General features: G+C 63.1%; 24 protein-coding genes. 19 read left to right on the top strand and 5 right to left on the bottom strand.

The annotated features are described in order from the left end of the window. The first annotated feature begins 8 nt into the window (after window positions 1-8). Complete coding sequence (locus tag AC6IZO_RS11200) at window positions 9-1,307, top strand: transcription antitermination factor NusB (RefSeq protein ID WP_497804879.1); 1,299 nt, start codon at window positions 9-11, stop codon at window positions 1,305-1,307. A gap of 60 nt (window positions 1,308-1,367) precedes the next feature. Here AC6IZO_RS11200 and dtd read toward each other — a convergent pair whose 3' ends face one another. After that, window positions 1,368-1,817, bottom strand: a complete 450-nt coding sequence (gene dtd / locus AC6IZO_RS11195; protein ID WP_497804878.1) for a D-aminoacyl-tRNA deacylase — start codon at window positions 1,815-1,817, stop codon at window positions 1,368-1,370. Window positions 1,818-2,190: 373 nt separating this feature from the next. Here dtd and AC6IZO_RS11190 point away from each other — a divergent pair, with 373 nt between their 5' ends. Genes AC6IZO_RS11190 through AC6IZO_RS11170 form a run of 5 tightly spaced genes read left to right on the top strand, consistent with a single transcriptional unit; the run spans window position 2,191 to window position 6,865 of the window. After that, window positions 2,191-2,652, top strand: coding sequence for an RsbRD N-terminal domain-containing protein (locus AC6IZO_RS11190; protein WP_497804877.1), 462 nt, complete (start codon window positions 2,191-2,193; stop codon window positions 2,650-2,652). Between the two features lie 36 nt (window positions 2,653-2,688). Beyond that, window positions 2,689-4,026 carry an acetyl-CoA hydrolase/transferase family protein gene (locus tag AC6IZO_RS11185; protein WP_497804876.1) on the top strand — a complete coding sequence of 446 codons (1,338 nt, stop codon included), beginning with the start codon at window positions 2,689-2,691 and terminating at the stop codon, window positions 4,024-4,026. A 2-nt stretch (window positions 4,027-4,028) separates the two neighbouring features. Next, window positions 4,029-4,289 (top strand): 4Fe-4S dicluster domain-containing protein, encoded by a 261-nt coding sequence (locus AC6IZO_RS11180; RefSeq protein WP_497804875.1) that lies wholly within the window; start codon window positions 4,029-4,031, stop codon window positions 4,287-4,289. A gap of 53 nt (window positions 4,290-4,342) precedes the next feature. Continuing rightward, window positions 4,343-5,395 carry a 3-methyl-2-oxobutanoate dehydrogenase subunit VorB gene (locus tag AC6IZO_RS11175; protein WP_497804874.1) on the top strand — a complete coding sequence of 351 codons (1,053 nt, stop codon included), beginning with the start codon at window positions 4,343-4,345 and terminating at the stop codon, window positions 5,393-5,395. Between the two features lie 12 nt (window positions 5,396-5,407). Then, a complete protein-coding gene (locus tag AC6IZO_RS11170) occupies window positions 5,408-6,865 on the top strand; it encodes a 2-oxoacid:acceptor oxidoreductase family protein (RefSeq protein WP_497804873.1) in 1,458 nt (485 codons plus the stop codon). Window positions 6,866-7,200: 335 nt separating this feature from the next. On the opposite strand, the gene ahpD is transcribed toward AC6IZO_RS11170, so the two are convergent. The 3 genes from ahpD to AC6IZO_RS11155 all read right to left on the bottom strand — a co-directional run bounded on the left by ahpD (window position 7,201) and on the right by AC6IZO_RS11155 (window position 9,091). Then, a complete protein-coding gene (gene ahpD, locus AC6IZO_RS11165; protein WP_497804872.1) occupies window positions 7,201-7,746 on the bottom strand; it encodes an alkylhydroperoxidase, AhpD family in 546 nt (181 codons plus the stop codon). A gap of 292 nt (window positions 7,747-8,038) precedes the next feature. Then, window positions 8,039-8,575 (bottom strand): peroxiredoxin, encoded by a 537-nt coding sequence (locus tag AC6IZO_RS11160; protein WP_497804871.1) that lies wholly within the window; start codon window positions 8,573-8,575, stop codon window positions 8,039-8,041. 27 nt (window positions 8,576-8,602) lie between these two features. Next, window positions 8,603-9,091, bottom strand: a complete 489-nt coding sequence (locus tag AC6IZO_RS11155) for a Fur family transcriptional regulator (RefSeq protein WP_497809950.1) — start codon at window positions 9,089-9,091, stop codon at window positions 8,603-8,605. A gap of 180 nt (window positions 9,092-9,271) precedes the next feature. On the opposite strand from AC6IZO_RS11155, the gene AC6IZO_RS11150 reads away from it, so the two are divergent. Next, window positions 9,272-9,451, top strand: a complete 180-nt coding sequence (locus tag AC6IZO_RS11150; RefSeq protein WP_497804870.1) for a hypothetical protein — start codon at window positions 9,272-9,274, stop codon at window positions 9,449-9,451. 118 nt (window positions 9,452-9,569) lie between these two features. On the opposite strand, the gene AC6IZO_RS11145 is transcribed toward AC6IZO_RS11150, so the two are convergent. Continuing rightward, the gene (locus tag AC6IZO_RS11145; protein WP_497804869.1) at window positions 9,570-10,751 is read right to left on the bottom strand and encodes a DegT/DnrJ/EryC1/StrS family aminotransferase; all 1,182 of its coding nucleotides are present in this window, start codon (window positions 10,749-10,751) and stop codon (window positions 9,570-9,572) included. Between the two features lie 165 nt (window positions 10,752-10,916). On the opposite strand from AC6IZO_RS11145, the gene hypF reads away from it, so the two are divergent. The 12 genes from hypF (at window position 10,917) to AC6IZO_RS11085 (ending at window position 23,113) form a co-directional block, all read left to right on the top strand. Then, window positions 10,917-13,235 carry a carbamoyltransferase HypF gene (gene hypF / locus AC6IZO_RS11140; RefSeq protein ID WP_497804868.1) on the top strand — a complete coding sequence of 773 codons (2,319 nt, stop codon included), beginning with the start codon at window positions 10,917-10,919 and terminating at the stop codon, window positions 13,233-13,235. 30 nt (window positions 13,236-13,265) lie between these two features. Next, window positions 13,266-13,544: a HypC/HybG/HupF family hydrogenase formation chaperone gene (locus AC6IZO_RS11135; RefSeq protein ID WP_497804867.1), complete on the top strand. Its 279-nt coding sequence runs from the start codon at window positions 13,266-13,268 to the stop codon at window positions 13,542-13,544. Window positions 13,545-13,553: 9 nt separating this feature from the next. Beyond that, on the top strand, window positions 13,554-14,663 hold the full coding sequence (hypD, locus tag AC6IZO_RS11130; RefSeq protein WP_497804866.1) for a hydrogenase formation protein HypD: 1,110 nt from the start codon (window positions 13,554-13,556) through the stop codon (window positions 14,661-14,663). A 10-nt stretch (window positions 14,664-14,673) separates the two neighbouring features. Continuing rightward, a complete protein-coding gene (gene hypE, locus AC6IZO_RS11125) occupies window positions 14,674-15,729 on the top strand; it encodes a hydrogenase expression/formation protein HypE (protein ID WP_497804865.1) in 1,056 nt (351 codons plus the stop codon). A 307-nt stretch (window positions 15,730-16,036) separates the two neighbouring features. Further along, on the top strand, window positions 16,037-16,561 hold the full coding sequence (gene hoxE, locus AC6IZO_RS11120) for a bidirectional hydrogenase complex protein HoxE (protein WP_497804864.1): 525 nt from the start codon (window positions 16,037-16,039) through the stop codon (window positions 16,559-16,561). Continuing rightward, complete coding sequence (locus AC6IZO_RS11115; RefSeq protein WP_497804863.1) at window positions 16,558-18,216, top strand: NuoF family protein; 1,659 nt, start codon at window positions 16,558-16,560, stop codon at window positions 18,214-18,216. The genes hoxE and AC6IZO_RS11115 overlap by 4 nt, the downstream gene beginning before the upstream one ends. Further along, entirely contained in the window at window positions 18,213-18,935 is a 723-nt protein-coding gene (hoxU, locus tag AC6IZO_RS11110; protein ID WP_497804862.1) for a bidirectional hydrogenase complex protein HoxU, read from the top strand. The genes AC6IZO_RS11115 and hoxU overlap by 4 nt, the downstream gene beginning before the upstream one ends. Then, window positions 18,932-19,465 (top strand): NADH-quinone oxidoreductase subunit B family protein, encoded by a 534-nt coding sequence (locus tag AC6IZO_RS11105; protein ID WP_497804861.1) that lies wholly within the window; start codon window positions 18,932-18,934, stop codon window positions 19,463-19,465. Before hoxU ends, AC6IZO_RS11105 begins: the two co-directional genes overlap by 4 nt. A 64-nt stretch (window positions 19,466-19,529) precedes the next feature. After that, entirely contained in the window at window positions 19,530-20,948 is a 1,419-nt protein-coding gene (locus AC6IZO_RS11100; protein ID WP_497804860.1) for a Ni/Fe hydrogenase subunit alpha, read from the top strand. 67 nt (window positions 20,949-21,015) lie between these two features. Beyond that, complete coding sequence (locus tag AC6IZO_RS11095; RefSeq protein WP_497804859.1) at window positions 21,016-21,468, top strand: hydrogenase maturation protease; 453 nt, start codon at window positions 21,016-21,018, stop codon at window positions 21,466-21,468. Between the two features lie 109 nt (window positions 21,469-21,577). Next, window positions 21,578-22,468 (top strand): PhzF family phenazine biosynthesis protein, encoded by an 891-nt coding sequence (locus tag AC6IZO_RS11090; RefSeq protein ID WP_497804858.1) that lies wholly within the window; start codon window positions 21,578-21,580, stop codon window positions 22,466-22,468. Window positions 22,469-22,714: 246 nt separating this feature from the next. Further along, window positions 22,715-23,113: a response regulator gene (locus AC6IZO_RS11085; protein WP_497804857.1), complete on the top strand. Its 399-nt coding sequence runs from the start codon at window positions 22,715-22,717 to the stop codon at window positions 23,111-23,113. The last annotated feature ends 12 nt before the right edge of the window (window positions 23,114-23,125 follow it).

Here is a 23,125-nt window from a genome sequence, read left to right as displayed (position 1 = left end):
ATCCATACATGTCGATTTCTCCAGCGCGCCGTGTGGCCTTTGCGCTCCTGTTACAGGTGGGGCGCGAGGACGCCTATGCGGTGGAGCTGCTGAACGGCCCGCAACTGGAGCCGCTCTCCGCGCAGGACCGCGCGCTGGCCACCGAGTTGGTGATGGGCACGCTGCGCTGGCAGGGCGCGCTCGATGCGGCAATCGCCGCGCACGTCTCAAAGGCTCTAAAGAAGCTGGATGCGGAAGTGCTGACGGCGCTGCGGCTGGGGGCGTACCAACTGCTGCATCTCGACCGCATTCCGGCGCATGCGGCGGTGAATGAGAGCGTGGAACTGGTGCGGCGCGCGCGCAAGGTCTCCGCCGCGCCCATGACCAACGCCGTGTTGCGCAAGATCGCCTCTGCTAAGCCGCAGGCTTCGCCGCAGAGTACGGAGGCGGCTTATCCCGCGTGGCTGGTGGAGCGCTGGCGTCAACATTTTGGAGATGAGGCTGCGGCGCGCATCTGTGACTACGGGCAGCACGCGCCGGAGACGGCTCTGCGGCTGGCTTCACCGGATGTTGCGCAGCAGTTGGCGGACGAGGGCGTGCAACTTGCGCCGGGAAGAATTGTGCGCAGTGCGCGGCGCGTTGTGGGTGGCGAGTTGCGCGAAGCACGGGCCTTCCGCGAGCACCGCGCTGCTGCGCAGGACGAAGGTTCGCAACTGGTGGCGCTGCTGGCGGGGCGGGCGGAGAGCTTCTTGGATTGCTGTGCCGCGCCGGGCGGCAAGACGGCGCTGATAGCCGCGCGCAATCCTCAGGCGCGCATTGTCGCGCTCGAACTGCATCCGCACCGCGCGCGCCTGCTGCGCGAGCGCGTGGCGGCGAAGAACGTGGAAGTGCGCACCGAAGATGCGAGCCAGCTTGCGCCGTCAGCTGAGTTCTCCTGCGTGCTGGCCGACGTGCCGTGCTCGGGCACCGGAACCTTGGCACGCAACCCGGAGATCCGCTGGAAGCTGAAGCCGGAAGACCTCGAGGATTTGCAGCGTCGTCAGCGGGCGATTTTGCGGGCAGCGATGGGGCAGGTCGCGCCCGGCGGGAAGCTCATCTATTCCACCTGCTCGCTGGAGCCGGAGGAGTGCGAAGCCGCGGTGCGTGCGGAGTTGACGCCGGAGTTTGCCGTGGTGCCGTGCGTGGAAGAGTTGCGCCGACTGCGCGACGAGGGTGAACTGAGCGTGGAGCCGGAGTCTCTGGTGCGTGGAGAATTCCTGCGCACGCTGCCCGGCGTGCATCCCTGCGAAGGCTTCTTTGCGGCCGTGCTGCAACGTCGCGGCGCGTAAGCCGACGGTCCGCAGTTTCACAATTTGGGAATGGACCGCAGCGGCTGTGCGTGCGGGCAGCTAGAATGACTTGCCGCTGTCGAGCAGAATGGTCACCGGGCCGTCATTGGTGAGCGCCACGCGCATGTGCGCCTGGAACTGGCCGGTCTCGCAGGGCAGGCCGAGCGCACGCACCTCGGCGACGAAGCGCTCGTAGAGCTGGCGCGCCTGTTCGGGGCGGGCGGCGTCGTCAAAGCTGGGGCGCTTGCCCTTGCGAACGTCTCCGTAGAGCGTGAACTGCGAGACCGCAAGCACCGCGCCGCCAATGTCGGTCACGCTCCGGTTCATCTTGCCAGCCTCATCTTCAAAGATGCGAAGCCCTGCGATTTTTCCGGCGAGGTACTGCGCGTCGGTCTCGGTGTCGGCATGGGTGACGCCGACGAGCACGAGCAAGCCGCGTTCGATCCGGCCGACTAAGCTGCCTTCCACTTCCACCGAAGCCGCAGAGACACGTTGCACCACAGCACGCATACGGTGAGGATTTCGCACATTGAGCGAGAGAGTCAAGGCACCGGCCCGACGGGCTTCCGTCGGTGGATTCTATGAAGGTGCTAATGCGGTAATTAGTTTGTCTTATGGAAATCGAAAACAGGCCTGATATCCGCTTCTGGGGAGCTTCCGCCACGAGCGTTGCATCATGGTCTAAGATATTGATTCGTAATGGATTACAAAAATAGTTCACGGCGTGATTCGAGTCACCCGGAAATGTGACTTGAATCACCGTTGGCGCAGAGCACCCGGGCTACAACTACGTGTTACACAAGGCCTGCCCGCTTTTCCTGAAAGCCTCGGTAACCACCGCCCGGAGTGCGATCCGGGGAGGGCAGAAGTGTCTGGAGGAAGGATGACGCTGCTTGGCTACAGGCTGGTGAAGTTGATCGAGGCCCACGCCCAGGGACTGGCAAAGTCACTCGGCGAGCAGATCGCCAACTCCGACCGCTGCCGCGACTATCGCACCAAGGTGGACCAGTACGAACTGGAGCATCTGGTGGGCGAGGTTTATCAGCAAATGGGGCAGTGGCTGATGAGCCGGACCGAGCAGGATATTGAGCAGCGTTACATGGCGATTGGCGCGCGCCGCGCCGAAGAGGGCGTGCCGCTCTGCCAGGTGCTGTGGTGCATCACGCTGGTGAAGGAAAACCTGTGGGAATACTTCACCGCCAACGACCTTCTGCAGCAGCCCGCAGAGGTGTTCAGCGAGTTGAAGATTTTCCAGTTGCTCGATCAGTTCATCGACCGGGCGATTTATTACGCGGCCGCGGGCTATGAGGAAGCATTAAAGGTCCAGGCCAAGAGCAATTCATAAGAGTTTTACTGAGTGTTACTGGAAAGCGGTGTCTGTATGCAGTGGCAGGAATTATACAAACGCAGGTTGATGACGGCCGATGAGGCCTTGCAGTGTGTGGATTCGCACAGCCGCGTGTTCGTGCACGCCAATGCGGCGTATCCACAGGTGCTGCTGGAGGCGCTGGCACGGCGCGGCAAGTCGGTAACGGACGTTGAGGTGGTGCAGTTGCTGGCCTTTGGCGAGCCGCACATCACGGCGCCGGAGCTGCAGGACAATCTGCGGGTGAACGCGCTGTTCATCGGCGCCAACGTGCGCGAGGCGGTGCAGGCGGGCCGTGGCGACTACATTCCGGTGAACCTGGGCGACATTGAAACCTTGTTCACGGACGGAGACCTGCCACTGGACGTGGCGCTGATGCATGTCTCGCCGCCCGACCGTTTTGGCTACTGCAGCATGGGCGTGTGCGTGGAGATTGCACTGACGGCTGCGCAGCACGCACGCCGGGTGATTGCGCAGGTGAACGACCGCATGCCGCGCACCTGCGGCAACAACTTCATCCACGTGCGCGATATTGACGCATTCGTGGAGTGCTCGCAGCCGCTGCCGCAGATTGTTTCGGCTCCGCCGACTCCGGAGCAGGAGGCGATTGCGAAGCTGGTGGCGCCGCTCATCGACGACGGTGCATGTTTGCAGACCGGCATTGGCGGCATTCCCGATGCGATCCTGCCGTACCTGACGGACCGCCGCGACCTGGGTGTGCACACGGAGACGTTGCTGGAAGGCGCGATTCCGCTGATTGAAAGCGGCGTCATCAACGGTCACCGCAAGCAGATTGACCCGAACCGCATTGTGCTGGGCTTTGCCCTGGGGACTGACCGCATGTATGACTACGTGCGAGAGAACCCGATCTTTGATTTCCGCCCGAGTATCTATTGCAACGACCCGATGGTGATTGCGCAGAACGACAGCGTGGTGGCCATCAACTCGGCGTTGCAGATCGACCTGACCGGGCAGGTTGTTTCCGATTCGATTGGGACCAAGTTTTACAGCGGCTTTGGCGGACAACTCGACTTTATCCGCGGGGCCGCGCGCAGCAAGAACGGCAAGCCGATCATCGCTCTGCCAGCCACGGCAAAGGGCGGCGCGCTTTCGCGCATTGTGCCGTTCCTGGACCAGGGGGCGGGCGTGGTGACCACGCGCGCCGATGTGCATTACGTAGTGACCGAGTATGGGGTGGCCTATCTGCACGGCAAGAACATACGGCAGCGGGCCGAGGCATTGATCCAAGTAGCTCATCCGAAGTTCCGCGACGAACTCTACGCACATTGCGAGCGCATGAAGTGGATGCGCCGGAGCTCGCGGGCCATGGCGGCCCTGGAGGAAACGAGGTAGGTATGGCGTCACACGGCGATGTGAAGATCGATCAGAACGAGTGCAAGGGATGCGGGCTTTGCGTTGAGAGCTGCCCGGTCCACGTGCTGCACCTGAAGGCGGAGCTGAACCACTACGGTGTCCACCCGGCGGAGTATACGGGCGAGCAGTGCAGCGGTTGCGGCGTGTGTTTCTTTGTGTGTCCGGAGCCGGGCGCCATCACGGTCTACAAGATGGTGAAGCCCGCGGTGGTACGGGAGGTGCCCGATGCGGCAACCTGCTGAGCCTTGTGCTGTGCGCATAGCGGTAGCCACGGTTCGTGGAGAGGAGGCCTGAGATGCGGCAACTATGCAAGGGCAACGTCGCGGTTGTGAAGGCCGCCATCATGGCGGGCTGCCGAACCTTCTACGGATACCCGATCACGCCGGCCAGCGAAATCGCCGAGTATGCGGCGCTGCTGATTCCGGAAGTGGGCGGCACGTTCCTGCAGGCGGAGAGTGAAGTCTCGGCCATCAACATGGTTTACGGCGCGGCCGGAGCAGGCCAGCGCGTGATGACCGCGTCGAGCGGGCCGGGCATCAGCCTGATGCAGGAAGGCTTCAGCTACATTGCGGGCGCGGAGCTGCCGGCGGTGATTGTGGACGTGATGCGCGGCGGGCCGGGGCTGGGCAACATCGCGCCGGAGCAGGGCGACTACTTCCAGATCACCAAGGGCGGCGGACACGGCTGCTACCGCAACATTGTGCTGGCACCGGCGAGCGTGCAGGAGATGGCTTCGCTGACAATGCTGGCCTTTGAGCTTTCCGACAAGTACAACAACCCGGCGGTGGTGCTGGCTGACGGCTACGTGGGCCAGATGATGGAGCCGCTCGATCTCGAACTGATTGAAGTCAAGCAGCCGGAAAAACCGTGGGCGGTGCGCGGCACGGCCGAGACCCGCAAGAACCTTGTCACCTCGATCCAGTTGACGGCGGACCTGCTGGAAAAGCACGTGCGCAAGCTGGAGGCGAAGTACAAGGAAATCGAGCTGACCGAGACGCGCTGGGAGACCTACCAGGCGGAGGACGCCGAGATCCTGATGGTCGGTTACGGCATTGTCTCGCGCGTGCTGCGTACGGTGGTGGACATGGCGCGGGCGCAGGGCATCAAGGTCGGGGTGTTCCGTCCGGTCACGCTGTGGCCATATCCGTCGCTGGCGCTGGCGGAAACCGCCAAGAACTGCTCGCGCGTGCTGACCGTGGAGTTGAGCACCGGGCAGATGGTGGAAGACGTCAAGCTGGCGCTCGGCGGCAGCAAGCCGGTCGATTTCTACAGCCGCGTGGGTGGCAACGTGCCCACGGCGGAAGAGCTGCTGGCGCACCTGCAACAGCACGTAATGGCGCTGGTGTAAGGGGAGGACACGATGGATAACTTTGAGATTGCAGAGCACAAATCGCCAGTCTTCTACGACCTTTACGAGCGCAAGGACGAGAACCAGAACCAGACTCACTATTGCCCCGGCTGCGGACACGGCGTGGCGCACAAGCTGATTGCCGATGCCATTGAGGAACTGGGCGTGCAGGACAAGACGATCTTCGTCAGCCCGGTCGGCTGCTCGGTGTTCGCCTATTACTACCTGGATGTGGGCAACATGCAGGCGGCGCACGGGCGTGCGCCTGCGGTGGCCACGGCCGCCAAGCGCGCCAACCCCGGCAGCATCGTCATCAGCTACCAGGGCGACGGCGACCTGGCGGCAATCGGCACGGCGGAGATCATTCACGCGGCCAACCGCGGCGAGAACATCACCGTCTTCTTCATGAACAACTCCATCTACGGCATGACCGGCGGGCAGATGGCGCCGACCACGCTGGTGGGGCAGACCAGCACCACCTCTCCGTGGGGACGCCGCCCGAACAACGAGGGCTTCCCGATCCACATGGCCGAGATGCTGGCCACGCTGGAAGCGCCCGTCTACATTGAGCGCGTGGCGCTGGGCGATGCCAAGACCGTGCTGAAGGCGCGCAAGTCCATCCGCAAGGCGCTCGAACTTCAGAAGCAGGGCGCGGGCTTCACCATGGTCGAAATTCTTTCGCCCTGCCCGACGATCCTGAAAATGGAACCAACGGCGGCGCGCAAGTTCGTGAACGAAACGCTGACCAAGCAGTTCCCGCTCGGCGTCTTCCGCGACCGCATTCCAGAGATTCCGCAGATTGCGGCTCCGCAGAAGTCGATGGAAGAAGTGCTGGGGCTTACAAAGGCGGCTTCAACGGTGAAGCATACGCACCCGCGCACCAAGGACACGACGATGAAGATCGCCGGCTTTGGCGGACAGGGCGTGCTGCTGCTGGGACAGATTCTGGCCGAGATGGGCATGCGCGAGCAGATGGAAGTGAGCTGGCTGCCGTCGTACGGGCCGGAGATGCGTTCGGGCAGCGCGCACTGCCACGTGTCGCTCTCGAACAAACGCATCGGCTCGCCGGTCATCGCACACCCCAAGGTGCTGGTGGCGATGAACGAGCCGTCGCTGCGCAAGTTCCTGCCTGCGGTGGCAGCGGACGGCGTGGTGATCTACAACGCCAAGCAACTGCCAGATGAGTTCGACGCGATGGGACGCAACATCATCTGCGTTCCGGCGGCGGAACTGGCCGACGAAATTGGCACGCCGAAGGTGGGCAACATCGTGATGCTGGGCGCGCTGCTGGAGGTGACCGAATGCCTGCCGCCGACCACGGCCCTCGATGTGCTGTCCACCATGGTGAAGAACGAAAAGCTGTTGAAGATGGACAAGCAGGCTCTGGAAGCTGGGCGCCGGTACATTGACGAGCAGGTGCTGGTCGGCTCGGTTTCGCAGCCGGACGGCTTCAGTAGTGAAGAGTTGTAGCCCTTTGGGAGAGAGAGCAAGAGAGAAGCCCTCCGGTGAAAGCCGGAGGGCCTTTTGTGCGCGGAATCTATTTTGTGCGCGTCTCCTCAACTCCGGCTGGGCCGCGCCTTACAACGGGCGCGGTTGGCCGGCACTTCGCGCCAGCCAGCCCTGCCCTCGCCGAGGAGCGGGACTACACAGGGGAGCGTGTGGCCCGGCTGAAGCCGGGCACTCTTCAAGGGAAAAAACACTGAGCAGAGATTCTGAGTTCACGCTGTTCACTCGCGGGCCAGATGGCGTTGGTTCGCGCGGCTGCCAAATCCCAAGATCCTGCAATCCGAAAATTCGAAAATCCCTCAGGCGTTGATGGCTTCGGCGTCGAGCACGCTGGCCACGGCGTTGACGACCGAGGCGATGCGGATGGCGGCGAGGATGACTTCTTCACTCACGCCTTTTTCGCGCACCACCTTTTCGTGGCTGTCAATGCACATGCCGCAACCATTGATGGCCGAGACCGCCAGGCACCACAGCTCGAAGTCCTCGGTGGGAACGCCGTGCGTGCGCAGGATGTTCATGCGAAGGCCCGCGCGCATGGTCGAGTATTTCTCATTCGAAACCAGGTGCTGGAAGCGGTAGTAGATGTTGTTCATGCCCATGATGCCGGCAGCGCCTTTGGCCGCCGTAATCTGCTCGGGCGTCAGGTGCGCGGCGGCGGCTTCCGCCACGGCCTTGGCAAGCTGCGGATTGCGCGCGCCATAGGCGGAGGCGACGAGCGTGCCCCACTTCTGCGCGTCGGTCAGCTCGGCGGACTGCTCCAGCGAGCTCCAGTTCAGGCGCAGGTCGCGGGCGTAGTCGGGAATGCTGTCGATGAGGGCGGCGAGATTGGCGGCGTTGTCAGACATATTGGTTCCTCTGTTGTAAGTGCGTGTTGCATCTTTCGCGCGCCGCGTGGGCTGCGCGTGGCAAACAGTTGAAGATTCCCGTGGGGTGAGACAGATTCCTTGCTTCACCCGGGAAGACCACTGGTTGATGGCTCCGGGTGAAGCAGGACTCCACGAGGCGCCCGCGCAGACGATGAGAGCCTGAACGGGCGCCCGGGAAATTCCGGTCAGAGCGGAACTCATGCGGTACGTTCCGAGCAATCACCGCCGGGCCGAACCCGGTTTCCTCGTGAACGTACCTTCCGCTGCCTGGTTAGACGTGGATGGTTTCTTCACCCTTGTGCCAGTTGCAGGGGCACAGCTCATCGGTCTGCAGGGCGTCAAGCACGCGCAGGACTTCCTGCGGGTTGCGGCCCACCGAGAGTTCGGTGACGTAAACGAAGCGGATGATGCCTTCGGGGTCCACGATGAAGGTGGCGCGCTGCGCAACGCCGGCCTTGGCGTCCTGCACGCCGAGCTTGCCGATCAGCTCATGCTTGATGTCAGAGAGCATGGGGAAGGGCAGGTTCTTGAGGTCGGGGTGGTTGTTGCGCCAGGCAATGTGAACGAACTCGTTATCGACCGAGCCGCCGAGGATCTGCGCATCGCGATCCTGGAAATCCTTGTTGGCCTTGCCGAAGGCCGCGATTTCCGTAGGGCAGACAAAGGTGAAGTCCTTGGGCCAGAAGAAGTAGACCTTCCACTTGCCTTCAAAGCTCTTTTCGGTGATGTTCTGGAACTCCTTGCCCTTTTCCAGGCTCACAGCCGCGGTCAGAGAGAACTCGGGAAACTTTTCGCCAACACCAAGCATGCACTATCTCCTTCTTTGAGTTGAAATTCAGTTGGCGCGCGAAGCGCCGGAACCGGTTATGTTGCGGGACTGCGGGCTGCTGCCGCTCTTCTTCAATCGCGCGGCACACTGCGCGCACAGGCCCTGTATCTCCACCGCATAGCGCTCCACGTGGAAGCCCTGCGGCAACTTGCCTTGCATCTTGATCGGACCCACTGCTTCAGCGGGAATATCCGTAATGGAGCGGCACTCGACGCACACCAGGTGATGGTGAAGCTCCGGGTTGGGATCCACGCGCAGAGAGCCGCCGTGAAGTGTGACCTCATTGAGGATTCCCGACTCCAGGAACGAATGCAGGGTCTTGTAGACAGTGGCCAGCGAAATCGAAGGGATCTCGGCGCGAACGCGGTCGTAGATCTCCTCCGGCCCGGGGTGCCCGGTCATGCGCTGGAGGGCGTTGTAGATCACGTACCGCTGATGCGTCGCCGCCAAACCGTTGCGGTGGCACATCTCACGGAAGCCGTCCTCTGTCTGCATCTTCACAGTGGAATAGATGTGGCACGGAGGAAAAGGATTCGCATTGGAGAAATTTTCTCCAAAAAGAAATCTGGAATCCCGATGGTGGTGGTGCCTGTGTGCCCAATCGGGGAGCATCTGGCGTACGGTGTATTTCCTGCGGCCTTCAAGCTGTGATACAAAGCAGCGAAGAGAGACAACATGGCAACGAAGAAGAAAGACACGTTCAGCAAAGTGAAAGCCGTGAAGGACGCGGCGCGCGAGAAGGTCGGCCCAGTGCCGGTTACACAGGTGCTGCCCGACACGAAATCCCGGCTTGAGCATCGCCAGGCAAAGCACAAAAAGACGATGGAGCAGTTGTTGCAGGAAGAAGCGGAGTAGAGAAGCGTACCCTCACGGCGAAGGTAGAAGGCAACGTCGTGCTCTCTTTTCTGAACAAACGAAAAGGCGTGGCCCGGGGCCACGCCTTCACTGTCTCGTGCCGTGTTCCGCGCGCGGCCTAACGGTTGTAGAACTCGGCGATGGCCTCGACGACCAGCTCCTGCTCGTCTTCACGCAGTTCGGGGAAGATGGGCAGGGCGAGCACTTCGCGGCAGGCGCGCTCGGTCTCGGGCAGGTCGCCTTCCTTGTAGCCAAGGTACTGGAAGCAGCTCTGCAGGTGCAGCGGCACGGGGTAGTAAATCTCGCAGCCGATGTTGTGGTCCAGCAGGAAGTGGCGCAGTTCGTTGCGGTCATGCGCACGCAGCACGTACTGGTGGAAGATGTGGTAGGCCTGCGGCAGCGTCTTGGGCAACTGCACCGGCGTCTGGCGGCTCACCTCGGTGGAGGTGCCGCGGTCGCCCGTGAGGCCGGCCTTCTTCAGCAGGCGGTCGTAGTTCTCCGCCAGTTCGCGGCGGCGGCGGTTCCAATCCTCAATGTGGCGCAGCTTGATGCGCAGCACCGCGCCCTGCAGGGCGTCCATGCGGCTGTTGGCGCCGAACTCCTCGTGGTAGTAGCGGCGGGCGGAGCCATGGTTGCGCAGGCGGCGCATGTGCTCGGCCATGTCCAGGTCGCAGGATGTGGCGGCACCGGCATCGCCAAAGGCGCTCAGGTTCTTGGTCGGGTAGAAGCTGAATGCGGCGGTGTTGCCAAGGGCTCCGGCGCGCAGCTTGTTCCACGACGCGCCATAGGCCTGTGCCGCGTCCTCAACAATGTGGAGCTTGTGGGCCTCGGCCAGCGAGTGGAAGAAGTCCATGTTGGCGCACTGTCCGTAGAGGTGCACGGGCAGGATGCCCTTCGGCTTCTTCGGCGTGCTCTCGATCACCTTGGCGCAGGCACCGGCGTCGAGGTTGAAGGTGTGCGGGTCAATATCGGCAAAGACCGGCTGCGCGCCACAACGCACAATGCTGCTGCCGCTGGCAAAGAAGGTGAAGGCGGTGGTGAGGAACGTTTCGCCCTCGCCAAGGCCGCAGGCCTTCAGGGCCAGCCACAGGGCGTCCGTACCGCTGGCGCAGGCGACAGTGGCGGCGGCGCCGGTAAAGACACTGGTTTCGCGCTCAAAAGCGGCGACCTCTTCGCCCAGGATCAGCGACTGCGATTCGCAGACGCGATCGATGGCGGCGCGCACCTCTTCGCGAAGGGTGGCGTACTGACGGCGGAGGTCAAGCATGGGAACAGCAGGGGAGGCGGTTGAATCGGTCATGGTTGCACGGCGCGCAAAATGCGCTACCTAAAATTCTAGCACCGCAAAGAGCGCGAAAAACGCCTGCGAAAATCCTTTTCTGTTGTGACGAATATCACAGGAAATCGTGACCCGAACGTATGGAATGGTAGGTGAGAATGTGGGGAGTGCCCGCAGGGTAAGACCGTGCCGGAAGTAATCTCCAAAACGACGGCGACCGTCGCCGAGCCCGCCGATGCCGCAACCCGGCAGCGGCTGTGCATGGTTGTCCGCGGAGCCGTGCAGGGCGTGGGCTTCCGCCCATTTATCTACCGGCTGGCGACCGAACTGGACCTCGCGGGCTGGGTAAACAACTCCTCGCAGGGCGTCTTCATCGAAGTGGAAGGGCCGCGTGAGAAGCTCGACAGCTTCCTGCTGCGCGTGCCGAAAGAGAAGCCCGCCATCGCCTTTGTGCAGAGCATGGAGAGCAGCTTTGCCGACGCCACGGGCTACACCACATTTGAAATCCGCGAGAGCTCGCAGGGCGAAAAGACCGCGCTGGTGATGCCGGACGTGGCAACCTGTCCCGACTGCCGCCGCGAAATCTTCGATCCCGCGAACCGCCGCTTCCGCTATCCATTCACCAACTGCACCAACTGCGGGCCGCGCTTCACCATTATTGAAGAGCTGCCGTACGACCGCCCGCGCACCACGATGAAGAAGTTCAAGATGTGCCCCGAGTGTGCGCATGAGTATAAGGACCCGCGCGACCGGCGCTTCCACGCGCAGCCGAATGCCTGCCCCGTGTGCGGGCCGCAACTGGAATTGTGGGCGGCCGATGGCCGCGTGCTGGCCCGGCGTGATGAGGCATTAATGCGGGCGGTGGCGGCCTTGCGCGATGGCCGCGTGGTGGCCGTGAAGGGACTGGGCGGGTTCCACCTGATGGTGGATGCGCGCAATGACGATGCCGTGCGGCTGCTGCGTACCCGCAAGCATCGCGAGGAAAAGCCGTTCGCGCTGATGATGCCCTCGCTCAAGGCCATTCGCGAAGAGTGCGAAGTGAGCGCGCTTGAAGAGCAGTTGCTGACCTCGCCGGAAAGCCCGATTGTGCTGCTGAAGCGGCATGCGGCGAGCAAACTGGCGCCGCAGGTGGCGCCGGGGAATCCGTGCCTGGGCGTGATGTTGCCTTACACGCCGCTGCACCTGCTGCTGATGGCGGAGCTGGACTGCCCGGTGGTGGCCACCAGTGGCAACTCCAGCGACGAGCCAATCTGCATTCGCAACGAAGAGGCTCTGGAGCGGCTGGCAACGCTGGCCGACGTGCTGCTGGTGCATGACAGGCCCATTCTGCGCCACGCGGACGACTCGATTGTGCGCGTGGTGGCCGGGCGGCAGATGATTCTGCGCCGCGCGCGTGGTTTTGCGCCGCTGCCGGTGACGGTGAAAGACGATGTCGGCCCGCTGCTCGGCGTGGGCGCTCACCAGAAGAACACGGTGGCGCTGGCCGTGGGCAAGCAGGTCTTCCTCAGCCAGCACATTGGCGACCTTGAGACCGAGCAGGCGTTTGGAGCCTTCCGCAGCGTGATCGAGAGTTTCGAGACGCTGTACGAGACGCATCCCGAGACGGTGGCGTGCGACCTGCATCCGAATTACATGTCGAGCGAGTACGCCCGCGCACGCAGTCAGCACCCGGTGGGCGTGCAGCACCATTACGCGCACGTAATGGCCTGCATGGCGGAGAATGGTGTGGAGGCGCCGGCGCTGGGCGTGGCCTGGGACGGCAGCGGCTACGGGCCGGACGGCACCGTGTGGGGAGGAGAGTTCCTGCGCGTCACCGCCACGGGCTACGAGCGTTTCGCGCACCTGCGCACGTTCCGGCTGCCGGGCAGTGAGCGGGCCGTGCGCGAGCCTCGTCGTTGCGCGCTGGGCCTGCTGTGGGAGATGTACGGCGAGCGGATTGGCGAGCACGAGGCGCTGGCGGCGTTGCAGGCGATTCCGGCAACCGAGCGCGGTGTGCTGCTGAAGATGCTGACCAAGGGATTGAACAGCCCGCAGACCTCGAGTGCGGGACGGCTCTACGATGCGGTAGCATCGCTGGTGGGGCTGCGGCAGGTGGCGCGGTATGAAGGCCAGGCCGCGATGGAGCTGGAGTTCGAGGCGCTGAAGGATGACGCGCGCGAGCCGTACCCATTCGCGTTGCGCGAAGGCGTGCTCGACTGGGCGCCGATGGCGGAGGCCTTGCTGTTGGAAACGCAGACGGGCGCAAGCATCGCACGCATGGCGCGGCGCTTCCACGTCACGCTGGCGGAGATGATTGCCACGGTGGCCGAGGCTTCCGGCGAAACAAAGATTGCACTCAGCGGCGGCTGCTTCCAGAACCGCCTGCTGACGGAGTTGACCCTGGGGAGGCTGGAAGAACGCGGGCTGAAGGCCTATTGGCATCAGCGAGTGCCGCCGAACGATGGCTGCATTGCGCTGGGGCAGGTGATGGCCGCAGCGCGCGCACAACGGAAGAACGAGCAGTAGAACGATTGAGCAGCAAAAAAGGATAAACGCATGTGTCTTGCGGTTCCGGGAAAGATATTGAGCACGAAGGGCGAAGACTTCGCGCGTGAGGCGCGCGTGGACTTCGGCGGCATTGTGAAGGAAGTGAACCTGGCCTACGTGCCGGATGCGAAGGTGGGCGACTACGTGATGGTGCACGTCGGCATGGCCATTAGCGTGGTGGATGAGGAAGAGGCAAACCAGGTCTTTGGATACCTGAAGGCGATGGGCGACCTCGGTGAGTTGCAGGAGCTTTCGCCGGACGCTCCGAGCGGGAAGCCGCAGAACTAGGAGCGCGCGATGAAGTTTGTTTCAGAGTACAGAGACGCCGAGGCCGCGCAGGAGTACGCGCAGACCATCCGCAAGCTGACGACGCGCCCGTGGACGATCATGGAAATCTGCGGCGGACAGACGCACTCGATCGTCAAGTTCGGCATCGACGAACTGCTGCCCAAGGAGATCACGCTGGTGCACGGGCCGGGCTGTCCGGTCTGCGTTACGCCGGTGGAGCTGATCGACAAGGCGGTGCAGATTGCCGCGCAGCCGGATGTGATCTTCTGCTCCTATGGCGACATGCTGCGCGTGCCCGGCACCGAGCATGACCTGTTCTCAGTGAAGGCCAAGGGCGGCGACGTGCGGCTGCTTTACTCGCCGCTCGACTGCATCAAGATCGCCAAGGAGAATCCCGGCAAGCAGGTGGTGTTCTTCTCCGTGGGCTTTGAGACCACGGCCCCGGCGCATGCCATGGCCGTCTTCCAGGCCAAGCAGCAGGGCATCAAGAATTTCTCCATCCTGGTTTCGCACGTGCTGGTGCCGCCGGCGATGGAGGCAATTCTCGGCGCGCCAGACTGCCGTGTGCAGGGCTTCCTGGCCGCCGGACACGTCTGCGCCATCATGGGCTATGAGGAGTACTACCCGGTGGCCGCCAAGTACAAGGTTCCCATCGTGGTCACGGGCTTTGAGCCGCTCGATATTCTGCAGGGCATTGCCATGTGCGTGGCGCAGCTCGAGCAGGGCCGCTATGAAGTGGAGAACCAGTACTCGCGTTGCGTGCGTCGCGAGGGCAACCGCCCGGCGCAGGATCTGATCAAGAGGGTTTTCTGCGTGGTGAACCGCAAGTGGCGCGGCATTGGCGAGGTGGAACACAGCGGCCTCGGGCTGACGGAGGAGTTCGCCGAGTTCGACGCCGAGCACCGCTTTGGCGTGGCCGCCTATACGGCAGAGGAAAGCTCGGACTGCATCAGCGGACAGATTATGCGCGGGCTGGCGATGCCGAGCGACTGCAAGGCGTTTGGCACGCGCTGTACGCCGGAAAAGCCGCTGGGCGCGCCCATGGTGTCGAATGAAGGCGCCTGTGCGGCTTATTATCGTTATCGTCGCGCCGAGCTTGTGACGCCCGGAAAGGTTTAGGTTCGAAGGAATGTCTGAGATTAAAGACTTTACGTTGCAGTGCCCGATTCCGATTTCTGATTACCCCTCGGTTACGCTGGCCCACGGTGGCGGCGGCAAGCTGATGCACCAGCTCATTGAGCGCATGATCATGCCGGCGTTCAAGAGCGACCTGCTGGAGACTCGCCATGACGGAGCAGTCTTCCATCTGGGCGGCGCGCGGCTGGCCTTCACCACGGACAGCTATGTGGTGCATCCGCTGTTCTTCCCGGGCGGCGACATCGGCTCGCTGGCCATCAACGGCACGGTCAACGACCTTTCCATGTGCGGCGCCAAGCCGGTTTACCTGAGCTGCGGCCTCATCCTTGAAGAAGGCCTGCCCATGGAGACCCTGTGGCGCGTGCTGCAGACCATGAAGCAGTGCGCCGAGGAAGCTGGCGTGCAACTGGTCACCGGCGATACCAAGGTTGTGGACCGCGGCAAGGGCGACGGCATCTTCATCAACACCGCCGGCGTCGGCCTGGTGGAGCACAAGCTGACCATTGCGCCGTCGAGCGTGAAGCCGGGTGACGCAGTGCTGGTCAGCGGCGACATTGGCCGCCACGGCATCGCCATCATGGCCGTGCGTGAAGGGCTGGAGTTTGAAACGCAGATCGAAAGCGACTGCGCTCCGCTGAACCGTCCGGTGCAGGCCATGCTTGCTGCCGGAGTCGAAATACACTGCCTCCGCGACATCACGCGCGGCGGCCTTGGCACCACGCTGATCGAAATTGCCGAAGCCACCAATCTCCAGGTGCAGATTGAGGAGACGAAGATTGGCGTGCGCGAAGACGTGGCCGGTGCCTGCGAAGTGCTGGGCTTCGATCCTCTCTACCTGGCAAACGAAGGCCGCTTCATCGCCTTCGTGCCGGAGGCGCAGGCCGAACTGGCTCTGGAGACCCTCTCCATGGACCCCATCACGGCGGGCGCGGCGCGCATCGGCACCGTCAGTTCCACAGCGGGCGGCATTGTGACGATGAAGAGCCGCATTGGCACCACGCGGATCATCGACATGTTGAGCGGCGAGCAGTTGCCGCGCATTTGCTAAATTTTTCGCGAATAGTATAACGGCGCACGACTCGCAGTGAGCCACATCACATCGTTACGGTTGGCGGCCCAATACACTTGCTGGTCACGGTGGTAGAAAACCGTGACCACAGGCCGCCAGCGGGCGGCAGGGTAACGGTCGATGCTGAGAACATGCGACTCCACCGGGGCTCTGATGCCGAAGTGCCTGGTCCTTCTGCCGTTGCCGAAGTGTTCCCTAAAACATTATTTGCTGATTGAACCTGGATCGCTCCGGGGCGGCTGTTATTTCGTCCCGCGGAGCGGAGAATCTCGCGCGAGGAGGTGCTATGCAGGGATTTCCTGTAAAAGCAACACCGCCGTCTGACGATAAGCGATGGAAGATCGTGGACGGCACCATGCGCCGTCACGGTCACGAGCCATACGCACTCATAGAAGTCCTGCACACAGTGCAGGAGACCTTCGGATTCCTGACCGACGATGCATTGCGCTACGTGGCGGTGTCGCTGCGCATACCGTACAGCAAGGTCTACGGAGTGGCGACGTTCTACCACTTCTTCACCATGAAGCCGCCCGGAGAGCACACCTGCGTGGTGTGCACCGGCACGGCCTGCTACATCAAGGGCGCGGCCAGCCTGATTGAAGCCGTGCAGCAGGAAGCAGGCATCGAGCCCGGCCAGACGACCAAGGACGGCCGTGTGAGCCTGCTGACCGCACGCTGCCTGGGCGCCTGTGGACTGGCCCCCGCCGTGGTCTTTGACGGCGAAGTGGCCGGCAAGCAGACGGGCGAGGCCATCAAGAGCCGCGTGCGCGACTACCTGAAGGAGCCTGCGACGGCGGAGGCGAGCGCATGAACCACGAAGAGCTGGGCAACATAGCGGTCAAGACGAAGGAGACCGAAGGCCAGTACGAGCACACCATCAAGGTGTGCATGGCGGCCGGCTGCCTCTCTTCCCACTCCGACCAGGTGAAGACCGAGCTGGAGCAGGAAGTGAAGCGCCGCGGCCTGGACCAGTGCTGCAAAGTGAAGGGCGTGGGCTGCATGGGATTGTGTGCGGCCGGCCCGCTGGTGGCTGACGGCAAGAACGAGAAGATGTTTCAGGCGGTGACGCCCGCCGACGCTGAGTCAATCGTCGACGCGGTGGTGGAGGACAAGCCGGCGCACGAGGCCATCGTGCTCGACAGCCACCTGGACTTCTTCACCAAACAGAAGAAGATCGTGCTCGAGAACTCCGGCGAAATCGATCCGGAGAAGATTGACGAGTACATTGCCGCCGGTGGCTACGAGGCGCTGTTCAAGGCCATCACCTCCATGACGCCGCAGCAGGTCATCGAGCAGGTGACCAAGAGCGGCATCCGCGGACGCGGCGGCGCGGGCTTCCCCACGGGCTTGAAGTGGACGACCGTGGCCAAGGCCGCCGGGCCGAGGAAGTTCGTCATCTGCAACGCGGACGAAGGCGATCCGGGCGCGTTCATGGATCGCTCGGTGCTGGAGAGCGACCCGCACCGCGTGCTGGAAGGCATGGCCATTGCGGCTTACGCCGTGGGTGCCGAGCGCGGCTTCATCTACTGCCGCGCCGAGTATCCGCTGGCGGTCAAGCGGCTGCGCATCGCCATCAAGCAGGCGGAGCTGAATGGGTTGCTGGGCCAGAACATCGGCGAAACGCACTTCAACTTCAAGATTGAAATCCGGCTCGGCGCGGGCGCGTTCGTCTGCGGCGAGGAGACGGCGCTGATTGCTTCGGTGGAAGGTGGCCGCGGCACACCGCGTCCGCGCCCGCCGTTCCCTGCGCAGTCCGGCCTGTGGAACGCACCGACACTGATCAACAATGTGGAGACCTTTGCCAACATCGCGCCCATCATCCGACAGGGCGGTGAGTGGTACAGCTCCATCGGCACCGAGAAGAGCAAAGGGACCAAAGTGTTCGCCCTGGCGGGCCGCGTGCGCAACACCGGCCTCATTGAGGTTCCCATGGGCATTCCGCTGCGCGAGATCGTCTTCGACCTCGGCGGCGGCATTCCGGATGAGCGGCACTTCAAGGCCGTGCAGACGGGCGGTCCCTCGGGCGGTTGCGTACCGGAGCAGTTCCTTGACATGCCGGTGGATTACGAGTCGCTGGCAAGCGTGGGGTCCATCATGGGCTCCGGCGGCATGATCGTCATGGACGACAGCTCCTGCATGGTGGACGTGGCGAAGTTCTTCATGGACTTCTGCATGTCGGAATCCTGTGGCAAGTGCGTACCGTGCCGCGTGGGCACCAAGCAGATGCTCGGCATCCTGAAGCGGATTGTGAACGGCGAAGGACGTGCGGACGACCTGGAACTGCTCGGACGGCTGACCGAGATGGTGAAGTCGACCAGCCTGTGCGGACTGGGCCAGAGCGCGCCAAACCCGACGCTGACCACGCTGCGCTACTTCATGAACGAGTACAAGGCGCACATTGAGCAGAAGGAATGCCCTGCGGGCGTCTGCCTGAAGCACAAGAAGACCGAGGAGGTGGGAGCATGAGCACTCCTGGGGTTGGCATTCTGACGCTGAAGATTGACGGCAAGGAGTGCGGCGCGCGCGAAGGACAGACGGTGCTGGAGGTCGCGGAGGAGAACAACATCTTCATCCCGACGCTCTGCCACCTGGACGGCCTGAAGGACGTGGGCGCCTGCCGCCTCTGCCTGGTGGAGATCAAGGGCAGCAACAAGCTCCAGCCGGCCTGCGTGAGCAAGGTGCAGGACGGCATGGAGGTGACGGTTAACAGCGACCGGCTGGCCAAATACCGCAAGCTGACCATTGAAATGCTGTTCAGCGAGCGCAACCACATCTGCTCGGTGTGCGTCACCAACGGACACTGCGACCTGCAGGACCTGGCGGTGAAGCTGGGCGTCACGCACATCACGGTTCCGTACCTGCATCCGCGCATGCCGGTGGATGCTTCGCATCCGCGCTTTGTGGCCGACCACAATCGCTGCGTGTTGTGCATGCGTTGCGTGCGCGTTTGCAGCGACGTGGAAGGCGCCAAGACGTGGAACATCATGGCGCGCGGCACCGACGCCCGGGTAATCACCGACTTGAACCAGCCGTGGGGTGAGAGTGAAACCTGCACCGGCTGCGGCAAGTGCGTGCAGGTGTGCCCGACGGGCGCGCTGAGCGAGAAGGGCAAGTCGGCGGGCGAAATGCGCAAGCGCCGCCAGTTCCTGCCCTACCTGACGATGATGCGGGAGGAACGGTCATGAGCAAGCTGCGATTGGCAACGGTTTGGCTGGATGGATGCTCGGGCTGCCACATGTCGCTGCTCGACATGGATGAGCGGCTGCTCCTGGTGGCCGAAAAGGCGGACATCGTCTACAGCCCGCTGGTCGACACCAAGGAGTTTCCGGAGAACGTGGACGTCACGCTGGTCGAAGGCTCGGTGAGCAGCGAGGACGATCTCCACAAGATCCTCACCATCCGCAAGAATTCGCGCATCGTGGTTTCACTGGGCGATTGCGCGGTGACCGGCAACATTCCTTCCATGCGCGACCTGTTCCCGCTCGGCGACGTGATGGACCGCGTCTACTTTGAGAACGCGAGCCTGAACAAGCAGGTGCCGACGAAGGTGGTGCCGAAGCTGCTGCCGAGGGTGAAGCCGGTGCACGAGGTGGTGAAGGTCGACTACTTTGTGCCGGGCTGCCCGCCGTCGGCGGACACAATTTTCAATGTCGTTGTCGAGCTGCTGGAAGGCCATGAGCCGGAAGCAGCCATGGCGACGCGGTTCGGAGCATGAGCCGGTGATGCGAGTGGCCACGCCCTCGGGCGCGGAGCACGTCTTCACCGGAGAGGAATAATCTATGCGAACCATCACAATTGATCCCGTCACTCGTATTGAAGGCCACGCGCGCATTACCGTGCAGCTTGACGACAGCGGCGCGGTGCAGGATGCACGCTTCCATGTGACGCAGGTGCGCGGCTTCGAGAAGATCACCGAAGGCCGCCCGTTCACGGAGATGCCTGCCATCATGGCGCGCATCTGCGGCATCTGCCCGGTCAGCCACCTGCTGGCCTCGTCGAAGGCCTGCGACGCCATCATGGCAGTCTCCATTCCGGAGACCGGCTGGATGCTGCGCCGCATCATGAACCTGGCCCAGATCGTGCAGTCGCACGCGCTGAGCTTCTTCCACCTGTCCTCGCCCGACCTGCTGCTGGGCATGGACACCGACCCGGCTGAGCGCAACATCGTCGGCGTCATCCAGAAGCATCCGGAGATGGCGCGCAGCGGCATTCGCCTGCGCCAGTTCGGGCAGCAGGTGATTGAGACGCTCGGCGGCAAGCGCGTGCACCCGGGCTGGATCGTGCCGGGCGGCGTCAGCCAGCCGCTGGAGATTGCGCAGCGCGACCTGATTCTGTCGCAGATCCCCGAGGCCATCACCATCACCAAGAAGGCGCTGGAGTGGTTCAAGGGGCAGATTGAAAACTTCCGCGCCGAGATTCGCACGTTCGCCAACTTCCCCACGCTGTTCATGGCCATGGCGAATGAGGACAACGAGTTTTCGTCCTACACGGGCTGGCTGCGGGTGATCGATTCGGAAGGCAACATTGTTGCCGACCACATCGAGGGCGCGCAGTACCGCGACTACATCGGCGAGTACGACAACGACGATTCATATCTGAAGACGACGTACTTCAAGCCCTATGGCTACCCCGAGGGCGTCTACCGCGTGGGCCCGCTGGCGCGCATGAACATGTGCAAGTCGGCAGGTACACCGCTGGCGGACGAGGAACTGGCGGAGTTCCGCGAGCTGGAACGCCACACCGTGCTCAGCTCGTTCTACTACCACTACGCGCGGTTGATCGAAGTGCTGTTCGCGCTGGAGCGCATGAAGACCCTGCTTGAGGACAAGGACATCCTGAGCAAGCACGTGCGCGCCTTCGCCTCGGTCAACAGCCTGAACGGTGTGGGCATCACGGAAGCGCCGCGCGGCACGCTCATCCACGACTACACAGTGGACGAGAACGGCCTCATCCGCAACTGCAACCTCATCATCGCCACCGGACACAACAACATGGCCATCAACAAGGGCGTGTTGCAGGTGGCCAAGCACTTCGTCAAGGGTGACAAATTGGAGCAGGGCATGCTCAACCGCGTGGAAGCCGTGGTGCGCTGCTACGATCCATGCCTGAGCTGCTCCACCCACGCCGACGGCCACATGGCGATGCAGGTTGAGCTGCGCGCGCCGGATGGCCGCCTGCTCGACAGCATTACCCGCTAAGAATGACAATGGCCCCCACCGCGTGATCTCATGCGGTGGGGTTTCTTTTTGTGCGGAGAGGGCTCGCATGCTGCTGATCATCGGCTATGGCAATCCGCTGCGGGGAGACGATGGCGCAGGGCCGGCGGTGATTGAGGCTCTGGAGCGCACGCCGCTGGCGCAGCAGGCAAGACTCTTGCAGCGTCACCAGCTTGGGCCGGAACTGGCGGAAGAACTCGCGTATGCCGAGGCCGCCATCTTCATCGATGCCAGCGCCGAGGGCGCCCCGGGCGAAATCCGCGTGCGCGAACTCGAATCCTCCTCCGGCGAAGCCAGTGCACAACTCACGCACCACATGCCTCCACCACTCCTGCTGGCGCTCGCCAGCGAGCTTTACGGTGGCGCTCCGCGCGCGTTGCTGGTCACCATCGGCGGGCAGTCCTTTGCGGCCGGTGAGCCGCTGAGCGCGGTTGCACGAGCCGCGGTGCAAGGCTGCGCCGCGCGTGTGCAACAGCTTGCAGCACAGTTGATGCAAGGTTGAGGCGATTCACAAGCTTCCGCCGTTTTCCTTCGATTTCCACCTGAAATCCACCGGAAACTGGGGCCCATGGGGTTCCGTTCGGACGGCTCCGCGCTAGTCTGTGGAAGCCATGAAGCAGCCGCACAAATTGCCGTTCGTGCAGTACGACGTTTTCACCTCGCAGCCGCTGCAAGGGAACCCGCTTGCGGTGTTTCCCGACGCACGCGGACTGACCGAGGAGGAGATGCAGGCGATTGCGCGCGAGATGAACCTGAGCGAAACCACGTTCATCCTGCCGCGTGAAGCCGACGTCGAACGGCAGCACGGCGTGCGCGTGCGCATCTTCACCGTGCGGGAAGAGATGCCCTTTGCCGGGCATCCGACGCTCGGGACCGCCTTCTACCTTTACCAGCGCTACGGCCTGGAGACGGTGGAACTGGACCTGAACGTCGGCAAGATACCGGTGCGCTTTACGCGTGACGCCGCAGGACGTGTGAGCGGCGAGATGACGCAACGCAATCCGGAGTTCGGCGACGTCTACACGCCGGAGGAAATTGCGGAAGCGACCGGACTGCCACTGGAGGCGTTCGACCGCTCGTTGCCGGCACAGACGGTGTCGACCGGCAAGGCTTTCCTGATTGTTCCGCTCAAGAACCTGCAATCCATGCGGCGGTTGAGCTTCGATCAGGGACGCGCGGCGCGGTTCCTGGCCCAGAGCGATGCCATGTCGTTCTACTGGGTGACGCGCGAAGTGGTGACGGCGGGGGCCACGTTGCATGCCCGCATGCTGTTCTACAACGGCGAGGACCCGGCGACGGGTTCAGCCGGCGGTTGTTGTACGGCGTGGGCAGTGAAGCATGGCGTGCTCGGCAGTGACGTGCCGGGTGTGATTGAGCAGGGGTTGGAGATGATGCGTCCGAGCTACCTGAGGATACGCGCGACAAGCGCAGGCGGGAACGTGACCAACGTTCGCGTGGGTGGCGAGGTCGTTGAGGTGCTGCGAGGAGAACTGACGTTCTAGGTCGGTCTGCGAAAGGCGCATTCGCACGAGGTGAGTGAGCGAATGCTGCGGCGCAAACGGCGTTTGAAGGTGTGGCGGAAGTCACACTTCCTCTCCGCGTTATTGCACAAGAAGTCACTTTACAGAGCCGGGGGCGGCCCGTAGGATGCTTGCACTTCAAGCCTGCGACCGATCCGTTCCCGCAACGCAGGCGGAGACCTGCGAAGACGATCGGGGCAGATGAAACCTAAGAGAACGATTCTTTGCGTGGATGATAACGAACAGGCACTGTCGATCCGCAAGCTGATGCTGGAAACGCGCGGCTACCGCGTGGTGGCCTGCACGGAGACGGCCAGTGCGCTGCGGACCTTTGAACAGGGCGGCATCGACCTGGTGCTGGCGGATGCCATGGCTCCGTCGATGCGGGGCGCCGACCTGGTGGCGAAGATCAAGGACGTTGCGCCGCAGACGCCGGCCATCCTGTTCAGCAACAAGATTCGTGTGTACGAGGCGGACACGCGCGCCGATGTCTTCCTCCCCCGGGGAGCGTATTCTCCCGTCGACCTTCTGGAGCGCATCCGCGTGATGCTGATACGCAAGCGCGGCCCCAAGCCTGCGGCGGCCTCGGTCTCCGCGGCGGTGACGGCGCAGTTCTCGGTGGCCTAGCCGGGCGGGCTT

This window comes from Oryzophilus luti (genome assembly GCF_059726245.1).
This window is presented reverse-complemented; position numbering and strand designations above follow the sequence as displayed.